Below are 13,058 nucleotides of genomic sequence, written 5' to 3' on the forward strand. Positions count from 1 at the left end.
ACATTTTTCAATCATTTTGTAGGGGCATAATAATATTATGCCCTCTTTATTTGATGCAAAGCCTCCGGCTGTTCCCGCTGCGATCGCCACTCCCAAATCGAGTAAAGTGGGGTAGTCGGACATATTTAAAGTTAACTGTGAGGTTCGGGAACAGGGAACGGGGAATAGGGAACAGGTAAGGGTTTCAGTTTAGTTGATATTTCTTAATACAGTGCTGTTTATTTATGTCCGACTACTTAATCATCGCACCAATGATAGTAGCAGCACTATTAGAAATCAATACAAAAGTTGCGATCGCTGTAGCCAGAATTAATAAAATAGAGAAGTTACTGGCTAAAATTTGCTGAATGAAACTCTCAGATAAAGTATTCTCTGAGATTTTTTCTTCACTGACATTTTTTCGTAGTTGACGGAATAATGTCCATTCTTTTTTAAGGAAAGACCACCGAGATGATGCGGCCATAAATTTAACAAATATAGAGTTACTTCTAAATTATGATTTAAGTAAAACTAAAAATTCCATTAAATTTTTAACAGCTTAAAAACTAGAGAATTATATCAAAGGGTTTAACCGTGTTAAACCCCTACAAAATTCTTAATTATTACATCCTTTCTAATACAGAAATTCCCAACAAAGATAAACCTAATTTAAGGGTTCTTGCTGTCAAATCACACAACAATAAACGGGATGTTTTTAAGGCATCTTCTGATTTTAACACCGGACAATTTTCGTAAAAACGGTTAAACTTTTTACTGAGTTCATATAAATAGTCACAAAGACGATTAGGTAATAGGGTTTTTTCGACTTCTTTAATTACATCATTGAGTTGTAAAAGATATTTTCCTAACTCAATTTCTGTATCTTCTTTAAGCATAATTTGTGCATCTTCTCCTAACTTTTCAAAATCAATATTTCCTTCCCGACTAATACTTTGTATTCTCGCATAAGCATAGAGCATATAGGGGGCCGTATTGCCTTGCAAAGCTAACATCTTGTCATAACTAAAGATATAGTCACTGAGACGATTTTGGCTTAAATCTGCATATTTAACCGCGCTAATTCCTACTACTTGAGCCACATTATTAATAAACTCATCAGACTCGGTTCTTTCTTCTAATTTTAAGCGATTTTCTAGGTCTTTACGCGCATAATTAATCGCTTCATCTAATAAGTCTTTAAGCTTAATAGTTTCACCGGAACGGGTTTTTAATTTCTTACCATCTTCCCCTTTTACTAACCCAAAGGGAACATGAACTATTTCTACAGTATCTGGTAAAAAATTGGCTCTTTTTGCTACTTGAAAAACTTGAGCAAAATGGTTAGATTGTCCAGAATCTGTGACATAAATAATGCGGGTTGCCCCATCTTTTTGAATACGATATCTGAGGGCTGCTAAATCTGTTGTGGCATAGTTATAACCCCCATCAGATTTCTGCACAATAAGAGGTAAAGGATCACCAGATTTATTCGTAAATCCTTCTAAGAAAACACATTGCGCTCCTTGATCTTTTTGTAAGATTTCTTGCTGCTCTAAATCCTTAATTACATCCTGTAAAAAGGGATTATAAAAAGATTCTCCTCTCTCAGTTAATTTAATATCTAAACGATCATAAATTACTTGAAATTCTCGGCGAGATTGTTCACAAAGTAATTGCCATGCTTGACGAGTTTCGGGATCACCTGATTGTAATTTTACAACCGCTTCTCTGGCAGTTTCTTGAAATTCTGGAACTTCATCAAACCGCTTTTTTGCTTCCTTATAAAAGTTAACTAAATCCCCAATATCTAAAGCGTCTGCTTCAGTTAAAGCATCGGGATAAACCTCTTTTAAATAGGTAATTAACATCCCAAATTGTGTCCCCCAGTCTCCTACATGATTGAGTCTTAATACATCATAACCAGAAAATTCTAAGGTGCGGGCAATACAATCACCAATAATAGTAGATCGAAGATGGCCGACGTGCATTTCTTTTGCAATATTGGGGCTAGAAAAATCTACAATAATCTTGGGAGAATTAGGGATCTTTTTAATCCCTAAACCCTCATCATTTTGTAAAATTTTTAGTTGAGTTTCTAAGTAAGTTGGTTTAATTTTAAGATTAATAAAACCAGGGCCGCCAATAGTTGGGGTTTCACAGATATTTTCTAAGGATAAATTATCAATAATTATTTGAGCAATTTCTCTTGGTGGTTTGCCTAAAGTTTTGGCTAAAGAAAGGGCAATATTAATTTGATAATCTCCATGTCTGAGATCCCTGGCCGGCCCAACTTGAGGATCAATATTTTTAAAATCAGAGCCAAACCCTTTGACTAAAGCTTGACTAACAGAATGGATCAGTTGTTCATTAAGAGAAATCATAGGAAATTAGAATAGTTATCAAAAATTAACTAATGTTTGTAGCTTATTTAGTTTATCATAATTAATGGAGTAGTTACTCTAAAATTATAACAAAATTGTATTCTGGTTGCTTTTTTCGTCCAATTGATGTCAAGACTAATCAAAAAGATCTCAAAAAATTAAGGAAAATAAATCAACTAAAATGAAGCAGTTACTCATCACATTATTCAAAGAATTGGAATCTTTACCCAAGTTATTTGTTTTTGGCTTGGGAGTCTTACTGGTTGTTATTATTGGAACCATTGACTATCTGATCAGAGTTGATATGTCTTTATCAATTGTTTATTTTATTCCCATTATTTTAGTCGCTTGGTTTGTGAGTAGAAGTTCTGGTATTGTGATTTCTCTACTGTCTTCTTTTAGTTGGTTTTTCGCGGATTTAGTTGCTAATAAATATCCCTATACTTGGTTAATTGTCTGGAATACAGGGGTAAGACTGGTTATTTTTTTGTTGATTACTTATTTACTTTCAGAACTTAAAGAAGCCTATGAAAGAGAAAAAAAATTAGCGCGTACTGATGGGTTAACAGGGGCGATTAATCGGCGATTTTTTCGTCAATTATTACAAGCAGAAATTGATCGTTCTGGGCGTTATAAACATCCTTTAACTTTAGCTTATTTTGATGTGGATAACTTTAAACAAGTTAATGATAACTTAGGACATAGCACAGGGGATTATCTATTAAAATTAATTACAGAAATTATTAAAAAAAGTATTAGACAGACAGATACATTAGCACGGTTGGGAGGAGATGAATTTGCTTTAATCTTATTAGAAACAGACTATGAAGCAGCACAAATAGTTTTAAACCGCATTCAACAAGAACTTTTTGTAATGATTGAATTAGAACAATTACCCATTAGTTTTAGTATTGGAGCTATTACCTATCGTACCTCCCCCGAATCAGTTGATCGCGCCATAGAACAGGTTGACAATTTGATGTATGATGTCAAAAATAATGGCAAAAATGGACTAAAACATCAGACATTAAATTAGTCTAAATTCGGGATATTCACCAATGAATAATTAATAATTATTCATTGATAAAAATGATTCTAAGTCTAAATTAGAAGCAACTTGAGCTAATTTATGTAAATCTTGGGGGTTTTGTAAATAGGGTAAAGTCCCTAAAATGGGAATTTGTGTTAAAGATTCAATTAAATTAATCGGAGCAAAATCAGCAATTTCTTGCTCAGAAATAGGATGAGAACAACTCAAAATAATCCCTTTCAAGTTAACCTTTTTCTGACGCGCTAGAGCCACATTAGCCACAGTTTGAGCGATCGCCCCTAACTTAACTGGAACCACCAAAACCGTCGGTAAACGCCATTCTCCCGCAAGATCAGCCACCGTCAACTCCCAAGTTACCGGAGATCCTAACCCCCCCATTGCTTCGACTAAGACAAAATCTTTAGCTTGTTGTAGGGAACTCAAAGCCCGCCAAACCTCGTCTAAAGGAATGTTACGTTCTTCCCGTTCAGCAGCGATGGGAGGAGCAACCGGAGTCTGAAAACAGAGGGGCGTAATAATATCAATAGCAGAATCCCCAAATAATTGTTGATAATGCTCTTTATCGCCAATTCCTGTCTGTATCAGCTTCATGATCCCCAGAGACTTATGACTAGAATAAGTTTGCCAATAAGCCGCTAAAGCAGTGGTTAAAACGGTTTTACCTACCTCTGTATCTGTTCCCGCAATTAATAGCGTCTTCATGTCCCCTCGCCCACCTTAACTATAATTTAATTATATTTTTAGCTGTTAATTTTTGGGCAATTTAAGGGAATTCTAAAACTAAGCTCCTTCCCTTCTCCCATTATGGGTAAAAATCTCGAAAAGATAACAATACCAACAGAAATCCGAAATCTCTGTGTAATTTTGTTGATTTAAACCTGATTTCGATATGATCGGGAAAGGAAGAAAATCTGATCAGACAATCAAAAACCTGAGATGATAGAGTTTGCCGTGAGTTGAGGGTCAAGAGTCTGCTGTGAGCCATACCCCTATATTAACGCTACAACCGACAATGCCATCATTGTCAGATAATAACCGCCTAAGTGTTTTTTCTGGATCAGCGAATATTCCTTTGGCCCAAGAAGTCGCCCGCTATTTAGGGATGGATATTGGGCCTATGGTACGGAAACGATTCGCTGATGGTGAATTATACGTTCAAATTCAAGAATCAATCCGAGGCTGTGATGTTTATTTAATCCAACCCTGTTGTAATCCAGTCAATGACCATTTTATGGAATTATTGATCATGATTGATGCTTGTCGTCGAGCATCAGCACGGCAAATTACTGCAGTTATTCCCTATTATGGTTATGCCAGGGCCGACCGTAAAACGGCTGGCCGTGAGTCCATTACGGCGAAATTGGTGGCGAATTTAATCACTCAGGCCGGGGCCCAGCGAGTTTTGGCCATGGATTTACATTCTGCCCAAATTCAAGGCTATTTTGATATTCCTTTTGATCATGTTTACGGCTCCCCCGTTTTATTGGATTATTTTGCCACCAAAGATTTATCTGATTTGGTGATCGTTTCTCCTGATGTGGGAGGGGTGGCCCGGGCCAGGGCCTTTGCTAAAAAGTTAAATGATGCCCCTTTAGCAATTATTGATAAACGTCGTCAGTCTCATAATGTGGCTGAAGTGATGAATCTTATCGGGGATGTTAAGGGCAAAACGGCGGTTTTAGTCGATGATATGATCGACACGGCTGGCACTATTACAGAAGGGGCGAGATTATTGCGCGAAGAAGGGGCGCGACAGGTGTATGCTTGTGCGACTCATGCCGTATTTTCCGGCCCGGCGATTTCTCGCCTATCTAGCGGTGTCTTAGAGGAGGTGATCGTCACTAATACTATTCCGGTACCAGAATCTCACCGTTTTGAACAGTTAACTGTGCTTTCCGTGGCGAATTTATTGGGTGAAGCTATTTGGCGCATTCATGAAGATACTTCTGTTAGTAGTATGTTTCGCTAAGAGAAAACCCTAATTATTTTTTTGAAAATCCTATCTGTTTTAAGGTAGGTTTTTTTGTTTGGGAAGCATAGATTGATAATATAAATAGTAAAGATATATCTACTGGGAGAAGAATGCGATGAGTCAAACACCTGTTACCGTTACTTACTCTTTAGAAGAAATTTTAGGGCAGATTAATGGAAAATTAGACAATCTTCAAAAAGATGTTAGCGAGTTTAGAACTGAGACTAGAGTTTCCATTGAAGCAGTCAAGGGAGAAATTAAAGCACTTGATACTAAATTGACAGGAGAAATTAAAACATTGGACGCTAAACTTACAGGAGAAATTAAAGCACTTGATGCAGAACTTAAAGGAGTTAGTAAGCGTTTAGATACTCAAGAATTTATCAATCGTTCTGTAGTAGTTGGCTTTATTCTAGCATTAACAGCAGGAGGAATTAAACTGTTTTTCCCAAACTTTCCCCATTAGTTGGTAGTAGAGGCTTTAGCCTCTTATTATAAGCTTTTTAGAGCTTATAATAAACCTAAATTAAGTTAACCATAATGATGATTTACACTCATAATTGGGGAACTCTAAGAGAGAAATATCACTAACTGGATAATCTCTATGAGTCAAAGTCTTCCCCAATGTGAGCATTTATCTACTCATGTCAATCTTTTACTAGAACTCTTGTATCAGGAACCTTCTTTGCGTTCTCAACAAGATGTAAGTGCGATCGAAGCATCTCTAAAAAAAGCGGTTTCTCCTCAGTTTGAAATCGTCTTTGCCGGGGCATTTAGTGCGGGAAAATCTATGTTAATTAATGCCCTATTAGAACGGGAATTATTGTATAGTGCAGAAGGTCACGCAACAGGAACAGAATGTCATATTTATTATGCCGAACCCGAACAAGAAAGGGTAGTTTTAACTTTTCTCAGTGAATTAGAAATTCGGGAGCAAATACAAGCCCTTTGTCAACGCTTAAATCTTCAAAATTCTGCCAATATTAATCAAGCTGAAGTCAAAGAACTTTTGAATAACTGCTGTCAGAAAATTATTGAACAGGAAGGAGGAGAAAGTAAAGGGGAACGAGCAAAACAAGCCAAAGCATTAATGCTTTTGTTAGAAGGTTTTACCCAAAATCGAGATCGTATTCATACCATCAATGCTGCTACTTATTCCATGGAACAATTTAACTTTTCTAACTTGACAGAAGCGGCAAGTTATGCCCGTCGAGGTAGCAATAGTTCGGTACTAAAACGATTAGATTATTATTGTCATCATCCCCTCTTAAAAGATGGTAACGTTTTAGTTGATTTACCTGGAATTGATGCCCCTGTTAAAAAAGATGCTGAGGCAGCTTATCGCAAAATTGAGCATCCCGATACTTCGGCGGTTGTTTGTGTCTTAAAACCTGCTTCTGCGGGGGATATGACAACAGAAGAAACAGAACTTTTAGAGAAAATGCGGGCTAATTTAGGCATCCGCGATCGCGTGTTTTATGTGTTTAACCGCATTGATGAAACTTGGTACAATGGCCAACTGCGTCAACGTCTTGATAGTCTCATTCAAAGTCAATTTCGAGACACATCAAGGCTACATAAAACCAGTGGGTTATTAGGGTTTTATGGTAGTCAAATTAAACATACTAATAGTAGTAACCGTTTCGGACTTGATACCTTATTTGCTGAGAGTGTCAAAAGCATGGGAGGAGAAGAAGAAACCCCCCAATTTATCAGTGAATTTAACAATTATTGTGCCAATTCTGGTAAGTTAACCCGCACAGAATTTAAAGTATCTGTTCATGGATATGAAACCCCCAATGAGAATTATATCCGCATTCTCAGCGAATGGGGAATACCTCTGATTAATCAGTTAATTGTTGATAGTGGAATTGAAGATTTTCGCAGTTCTATTACTCGCTATTTAACAGAAGAAAAAAGACCTCAATTATTTGCTACTTTAGCAGATGATTTACAACCCTTGTGCATTACTTTACGGAAATACTATCTTGATCATTATCGAGACTTAGAAAGTCAACCCCGTGAAATTGATGCCATGAAAGCACAGGAGTTAACTCGGTTAAATCATGAGTTACAAGAAGTGGGACTACAATTTAAAAATTATATTGCCAATGAAGTCAATGAAATCATTGTCAATGGTGACAATTTATTTGAAGAAGACTTCCAAAAACTTAAAGCAAGAATGGTTAGTCGTCTTGATGAATTAGTGAATACTTTTTCGGTTCAAAATGCCCATCGCAACGCTGCTTTAAGTCATCCACGCAATGCCACTGTGCCTTTAATTGCCATTTTAGTTGAGGCCTTATATTACCTCGCTAATGAGTTAGAGAATGTTTTAGTTGAGGGTGTTAAAACTTTAACTAATGCTTTTTGTCAACGTTTATTAGATCGGGTCAAACAAACCGAATATTACCGTAAATTATACCGTTTATTGGGCAATGATGGGGGAATAGAAAACCAATTAAAACAGGTAGAAATTAGCTTAATTCATGCTTTAGTAAGTGAGGCTAAAGTTGAATGCGATCGCTATGTACGAGAAAGTCCAAGGTTTTATGACGAAAATACATTTTCGATCTATCAATTTCGTCAAACTTTACAGCAAACTTCCCAAGGTTATGACTGTAGCAGTATGGTGGAAGCTGAACCAGCAATTCGTCAATTATTGAAGTTAGATTTTGAGCCAAAAGTATCAGCAACCATCCGTAAATATTTCCGTCAAACCATCAATGAAACTCTGAAAAGTCAATTATTACCTATGGCAGATCAACAAGCAGATATGATTTTGCAGCATTATGATCAAGCAAGGGAATATTTAGGGCAAACTTTGGAACAGGAAGCACAGGAAAAGATTGATAAAAATCTGCGTTTACAAGGAGAAATTAAGGAGAAAATTGAGGCATATAATGAGGCAGTTTTAGGCATTAATCAATGTCTCAAAGCAATGCAGGTTTATGATCGTCAGTTACCCTTAATTGGTGAGGAAAATTTACAGTTAAAAGACTATGTTGTTAAGGCTGTAACTGTTGATAATTCTGTGAGTAATGGTAATGGGAATAGTGAAAATAGTGAGGTGTTGAATATTATTTAGGTTGTCGTTTTTAAGGTGGGCAATGCCCACCCTACTAAACCCGTGCAAAGTTTCAAATACACAAAGTTTTTTAGGAGTTTATCATGAGTAATAATCGAGTTTGTGATCATAATGAGTATTTAGAGAATGATGATGATGTGATTGCTTTTGGTGCTGATTCAATGCGTAAAATTTCTAAATTTAAAAATATAATTCGCCTTTTTTTAGAAGGTGAATTATCTAATAAATTAGTTGAATATTTAGAGAAATCAGGAATACAGTGCGCTAAAATTTATGATTATAAAAATCGATCTACTAACAATTATAAGTGGCTAACAAATGGCAAAGACTGTGAGATTTTAAAAGTAGGTTCTAACGGATGGAAAAAAGGTAAAATAAGACTTAAAATAACCTTAGAATTCATTCCTGATGAACCTGAAATCAACGAACCAGAATCACCCTTAGATGATATTCGTCAATCGATGAATCAATCTTAAACTATTGTATCCATAAACATTTGTAGGGTGGGCAATGCCCACCTTACTACATCATTTATAATAAAAATAAAACCAATGACTAAAACTCCCAGAATACCTATACCAAAATCAGTCAGAGATTATATCTTTCAACGAGATAACTATCAATGTAAAAGTTGTGGTAAAAAACAACAAGAAACCATTTTAAATATTGATCATATTATTCCCTTAGCAAAAGGAGGTAGTAATGATATGAGTAATTTACAAACCCTTTGTCAACCCTGTAATCAACAAAAAAAACATCATCTTGATGCTCGTTTTCGTCGTCATTTTACTTAAGTTTAATGATTAAAATTATACCCAGAAAATCGTAGGGTTCAACGGCCGTTGACCCCTACCAAAGATTAATTAATGATGTTAAACATCAATCACAACTCGTCCTTTAGGATGAGCAATACAAGCCAAAATATAGCCCTCATTTTGCTCATCAGCACTTAAACCATCAGGATCACTATCATAGTGGATTTCTCCCTCTAATTTCTTCACTTTACAACTACCACATCCCCCACTCCGACAACTACAGTCAACCTCAATCATTTCCTGTTCAGCTAAATCTAATAAAGACATTGTTTCATCACACATAACTTCTTTAGCTGACTGAGAAAATACCACAGGATAAGACTTAGTTACAACAGGAGAGGAAACAGGTTTAGGTGCAGGAGAATGACCATTTTTAGTAATAGAAGGGGTTGGTATTACAACCGCAGAATGACCATTTTTAGACTCAGAAGATACAGGAGTTTGTTTCTTAGCACCCCCAAAACTTTCTTGATAGTAATTGTTCATAGGAAACCCTAAACTCTCAGCCAAATTTTTGACCCCTTTCATGAACCCATCAGGGCCACAAACATAGATAACTCGTTCTTTAAAATCAGGACAAATAGCAGGTAATAAAACCTCATTTAAACGGCCTGTAAACCCCCACCAAGGTTCCCCAATAGCAGCGCGAGTTATGGTTAATGCGAGATGAAAATTAACATGATTTGCTGTCATTGCTTCTAATTCTTTGCGGTAAATAATATCATGAGGAGTTCTCGCACTATGTAAGAAAACAATGTCTCGATTTGCAACAGTATCTAAAGCCCAACGAGACATAGACATCATCGGAGTAATACCACTTCCTGCGGAAATAAATAACAGTTTAACCGCGTTATTATCGACACAAGTAAACTTACCAGATGGCCCTGTTAATTTGATTTCATCTCCTACCTTAATATGGTCATGTAACCAATTAGAAACAAGTCCAGGAGGTGCATTAGGGACATCAGGTGGAGGAGGAACTCTTTTGACTGTAATTTCTAAAGTATGGGGCCGTGAAGGAGTCGAAGAAATTGAGTAGGAACGTTTAACTATTTGTCCATTAATATTAAGATTTAATGTGACAAATTGCCCCGGTTTATAATTAAATAATGTGGGAGAATCTGCCATAAATCGGAAGGTTTTAACATCCTCAGTGTCTTCAATAATATTAATACAACGGACGGTTAATTCTCCCTTTGTCCACCATTTCATTCCTTCTAAAATAGGGGTTTGCTCAAGGGAAGAATTAGCAGGAGTTAAGGACTGTTTTGAAATAGCAATATCAGGGGTTTTTATTGTTGGTAAAGGAGGAGATAAAGTGACAGATGGTTGGGGAAATATAGGAATTTTAGATGCTGCAATAGAAGATAAATTATTTTGAGTAACTGCTGTCTTTTGAGATGTTGATTTATCAGCAGATTTTATTGAAGTTTCAGCCGTTTTTTCCTGAGTACGACTGTTTCTTCTAGTTAAAGATTTAATATTTTGTAAAGTTCGCTTATTAGCAGGTTTATTGTCTTGATTTTTTTTGTCTTTCCTTTTACTAAATTGGGATTTCTTTTTAACAGGAAGTCCATCAACAATTAAAACAAATTCACCAATGCGAATAATATCATCAGTTTCTAAAGGATAAGACTGCTCAGTTTTAACTATTTCATCATTAAATTGGGTGTTACTTTCTCCTGTAATATCTTGGAAGAAATATTGTCCCTTTTCTGTAAATAACTTGCCATGAACTTCTTTGATTTTTATACTGGGAAGTACAAGACCACAAGTAGGAGAAGTGCCAATTAAACAACCATCATCTTTAAGACGATGATCACTTAATTCTAGTTCCTGATGTTCTAGGGGATGTTGTGAATTAAACAGCTTAATTTTTAGCATAGCGTTAACTTTGAAAAAAAATAATGTAACGTCTTGGAGCTTTTACCTTTAGAATGCCCAAAAAAATGCTAAAATTAACATAGGTAGAATCTTTTTTAAGAGACTGTCATGAAAGCTGTAATTTTTCATCAATATGGCTCCCCCGATGTTTTACAATATACAGAGGTAGCTAAACCTTCTCCCACTCCCGAACAATTACTGATCAAAGTTTTTGCCAGTAGTATTAACCCCATTGACTGGAAAATTCGACGGGGAATGTTGCGTGTTGTCACGGGAAATAAGTTTCCTTTGTTCTTGGGTTCGGACTTTTCTGGGGAAGTGATAGAAGTGGGTACAAACCTTACTAATTTTAATATTGGAGATCAAGTTTATGGGTTCGTTAAACCAAATTCTGGTGGTGCTTACGGCGAATATTTAGTAACAACTCCTCAGTTCATTTCTCCTAAACCGAATAACCTCAATTACTCGCAAGCAGCAGCAGTTCCTTTGGCAGCTTCTACGGCCTTACAAGCTTTACGAGATCAGGCAAATATCAAAAATGGTCAAAAAGTCTTAATCAACGGCGCATCGGGTGGTGTAGGTACGTTTGCGGTGCAAATTGCTAAGGCATACCAGACAGAAGTAACGGCTGTTTGTAGTAGCAAAAACATTCCTCTAGTACAACAATTAGGGGCCGATCATGTAATTGATTATACTCAAGAAGATTTTACAAAAAATGGGCAGCAATACGATATTATTTTTGATGCAGTTAGTAACCGTTCTTTTTCTGCTTGCAAAAATAGTTTAAGATCTCAAGGTGTTTATATTACCTTATTGCCCAGTTCACAATTAATTATTGATAATATTCTGGCCTTTTTTTCCAGTAAACAAGTAAAATTTTTATTAGCAGAAACTAAACCTCAAGATCTAGCTGAATTAACACGCTTAATTGAACAAGGACAAATTACCCCAATTATTGATCGCACCTATAATTTATCAGAAATTATTGCGGCCCACACCTATAGTGAAGAAGGTCATGCAGTCGGTAAAATTGTAATTGAGATTTGAAAATTATCAATAATAAATATTTTGTAGGGTAAATTCATGAATTAACCCTAGGCACTGTCATATTACTAAATAGTTGTATAATAAAAGTATATAAGAAAATCACGATAAAGCCATGCTCTTTCGTCAATTGTTTGATGGGGAATCATCGACCTATACCTATTTAATCGCCGATCGCACTCTCAAAGAAGCGTTACTGGTTGATCCTGTATTAGAACAAGTTCCCCGCGATCGCCAACTGTTGCAGGAATTAGGACTGACCCTAAAATACTGTTTAGAAACCCATATTCATGCGGATCACATTACGGGAACGGGAAAACTGCGAGAATTAACGGGATGTTTGGGAATTGTGCCAGAAAATGCCCAAATTGCCTGTGCAGACCGTTTTTTAAGGGATGGGGAAACCTTAAAATTAGGAAATATCGTCATTGAAGCGATCGCAACTCCTGGCCACACGGACAGTCATCTGGCCTATTTAGTCAACCAAACTGCTGTGTTAACGGGGGATGCGTTATTTATTCGGGGGTGTGGACGGACAGACTTTCAAAGTGGAGATGCAGGAACCCTCTACGACTCTGTGACGCAGGGACTTTTTACCTTACCTGATGAAACCTTTGTCTATCCTGGCCATGACTATCGGGGACAAACGGTTTCGACTATTGGGGAAGAAAAACAATGGAATCCTCGTTTTTTGGGACGCGATCGCTCACAATTTATCACCTTCATGAATAATCTTAACTTACCAAATCCTAAAAAGATGATGGAAGCTGTTCCTGCAAATCAAAGTTGTGGCAAAATTGCAATGTAATTTGTTGATATTATGTCAGGGTTTAACAAGGTTTTG

Annotated in this window: 12 protein-coding genes; 8 read left to right on the forward strand and 4 right to left on the reverse strand. The window is 36.4% G+C overall.

Going from position 1 to position 13,058, the window contains the following annotated elements:
- Window positions 1-232: 232 nt before the first annotated feature.
- Entirely contained in the window at window positions 233-463 is a 231-nt protein-coding gene (locus tag VB691_RS25130; protein WP_323294261.1) for a hypothetical protein, read from the reverse strand.
- Window positions 464-602: 139 nt separating this feature from the next.
- Window positions 603-2,360 carry an arginine--tRNA ligase gene (argS, locus tag VB691_RS25135; RefSeq protein ID WP_323294262.1) on the reverse strand — a complete coding sequence of 586 codons (1,758 nt, stop codon included), beginning with the start codon at window positions 2,358-2,360 and terminating at the stop codon, window positions 603-605.
- Window positions 2,361-2,541: 181 nt separating this feature from the next.
- Here argS and VB691_RS25140 point away from each other — a divergent pair, with 181 nt between their 5' ends.
- A complete protein-coding gene (locus VB691_RS25140) occupies window positions 2,542-3,396 on the forward strand; it encodes a diguanylate cyclase (RefSeq protein WP_323294263.1) in 855 nt (284 codons plus the stop codon).
- A gap of 30 nt (window positions 3,397-3,426) precedes the next feature.
- On the opposite strand, the gene bioD is transcribed toward VB691_RS25140, so the two are convergent.
- On the reverse strand, window positions 3,427-4,113 hold the full coding sequence (bioD, locus tag VB691_RS25145; protein ID WP_323294264.1) for a dethiobiotin synthase: 687 nt from the start codon (window positions 4,111-4,113) through the stop codon (window positions 3,427-3,429).
- 310 nt (window positions 4,114-4,423) lie between these two features.
- Between bioD and VB691_RS25150 the strand changes: the two genes are divergently transcribed.
- The 5 genes from VB691_RS25150 (at window position 4,424) to VB691_RS25170 (ending at window position 9,265) form a co-directional block, all read left to right on the forward strand.
- A complete protein-coding gene (locus VB691_RS25150; RefSeq protein ID WP_323294265.1) occupies window positions 4,424-5,380 on the forward strand; it encodes a ribose-phosphate pyrophosphokinase in 957 nt (318 codons plus the stop codon).
- 118 nt (window positions 5,381-5,498) lie between these two features.
- Window positions 5,499-5,849, forward strand: a complete 351-nt coding sequence (locus VB691_RS25155; protein WP_323294266.1) for a hypothetical protein — start codon at window positions 5,499-5,501, stop codon at window positions 5,847-5,849.
- Window positions 5,850-5,987: 138 nt separating this feature from the next.
- The gene (locus VB691_RS25160) at window positions 5,988-8,471 is read left to right on the forward strand and encodes a dynamin-like GTPase family protein (RefSeq protein WP_323294267.1); all 2,484 of its coding nucleotides are present in this window, start codon (window positions 5,988-5,990) and stop codon (window positions 8,469-8,471) included.
- A gap of 83 nt (window positions 8,472-8,554) precedes the next feature.
- Window positions 8,555-8,947, forward strand: a complete 393-nt coding sequence (locus tag VB691_RS25165) for a KGK domain-containing protein (RefSeq protein WP_323294268.1) — start codon at window positions 8,555-8,557, stop codon at window positions 8,945-8,947.
- A 75-nt stretch (window positions 8,948-9,022) separates the two neighbouring features.
- Entirely contained in the window at window positions 9,023-9,265 is a 243-nt protein-coding gene (locus tag VB691_RS25170; protein WP_323294269.1) for an HNH endonuclease, read from the forward strand.
- Window positions 9,266-9,343: 78 nt separating this feature from the next.
- Here VB691_RS25170 and VB691_RS25175 read toward each other — a convergent pair whose 3' ends face one another.
- Window positions 9,344-11,170, reverse strand: a complete 1,827-nt coding sequence (locus tag VB691_RS25175) for an FAD-binding oxidoreductase (RefSeq protein WP_323294270.1) — start codon at window positions 11,168-11,170, stop codon at window positions 9,344-9,346.
- 108 nt (window positions 11,171-11,278) lie between these two features.
- Here VB691_RS25175 and VB691_RS25180 point away from each other — a divergent pair, with 108 nt between their 5' ends.
- Together VB691_RS25180 and VB691_RS25185 are read left to right on the forward strand one after the other, a co-directional pair.
- Complete coding sequence (locus tag VB691_RS25180) at window positions 11,279-12,217, forward strand: NAD(P)-dependent alcohol dehydrogenase (RefSeq protein ID WP_323294271.1); 939 nt, start codon at window positions 11,279-11,281, stop codon at window positions 12,215-12,217.
- Between the two features lie 112 nt (window positions 12,218-12,329).
- Window positions 12,330-13,022, forward strand: a complete 693-nt coding sequence (locus VB691_RS25185; protein WP_323294272.1) for an MBL fold metallo-hydrolase — start codon at window positions 12,330-12,332, stop codon at window positions 13,020-13,022.
- Window positions 13,023-13,058 lie beyond the last annotated feature (36 nt).

The sequence above is a fragment of the Crocosphaera sp. XPORK-15E genome, from assembly GCF_034931425.1.
GTDB lineage: Bacteria > Cyanobacteriota > Cyanobacteriia > Cyanobacteriales > Microcystaceae > UHCC-0190.

What these genes read in the sequence shown, in the direction of transcription:
- bioD (WP_323294264.1), bottom strand. Translation starts at nt 4,113, where the DNA reads ATGAAGACGCTATTAATTGCGGGAACAGATACAGAGGTAGGTAAAACC.
- VB691_RS25160 (WP_323294267.1), top strand. Translation starts at nt 5,988, where the DNA reads ATGAGTCAAAGTCTTCCCCAATGTGAGCATTTATCTACTCATGTCAAT.
- argS (WP_323294262.1), bottom strand. Translation starts at nt 2,360, where the DNA reads ATGATTTCTCTTAATGAACAACTGATCCATTCTGTTAGTCAAGCTTTA.
- VB691_RS25165 (WP_323294268.1), top strand. Translation starts at nt 8,555, where the DNA reads ATGAGTAATAATCGAGTTTGTGATCATAATGAGTATTTAGAGAATGAT.
- VB691_RS25155 (WP_323294266.1), top strand. Translation starts at nt 5,499, where the DNA reads ATGAGTCAAACACCTGTTACCGTTACTTACTCTTTAGAAGAAATTTTA.
- VB691_RS25130 (WP_323294261.1), bottom strand. Translation starts at nt 463, where the DNA reads ATGGCCGCATCATCTCGGTGGTCTTTCCTTAAAAAAGAATGGACATTA.
- VB691_RS25170 (WP_323294269.1), top strand. Translation starts at nt 9,023, where the DNA reads ATGACTAAAACTCCCAGAATACCTATACCAAAATCAGTCAGAGATTAT.
- VB691_RS25180 (WP_323294271.1), top strand. Translation starts at nt 11,279, where the DNA reads ATGAAAGCTGTAATTTTTCATCAATATGGCTCCCCCGATGTTTTACAA.
- VB691_RS25185 (WP_323294272.1), top strand. Translation starts at nt 12,330, where the DNA reads ATGCTCTTTCGTCAATTGTTTGATGGGGAATCATCGACCTATACCTAT.
- VB691_RS25140 (WP_323294263.1), top strand. Translation starts at nt 2,542, where the DNA reads ATGAAGCAGTTACTCATCACATTATTCAAAGAATTGGAATCTTTACCC.
- VB691_RS25175 (WP_323294270.1), bottom strand. Translation starts at nt 11,170, where the DNA reads ATGCTAAAAATTAAGCTGTTTAATTCACAACATCCCCTAGAACATCAG.
- VB691_RS25150 (WP_323294265.1), top strand. Translation starts at nt 4,424, where the DNA reads ATGCCATCATTGTCAGATAATAACCGCCTAAGTGTTTTTTCTGGATCA.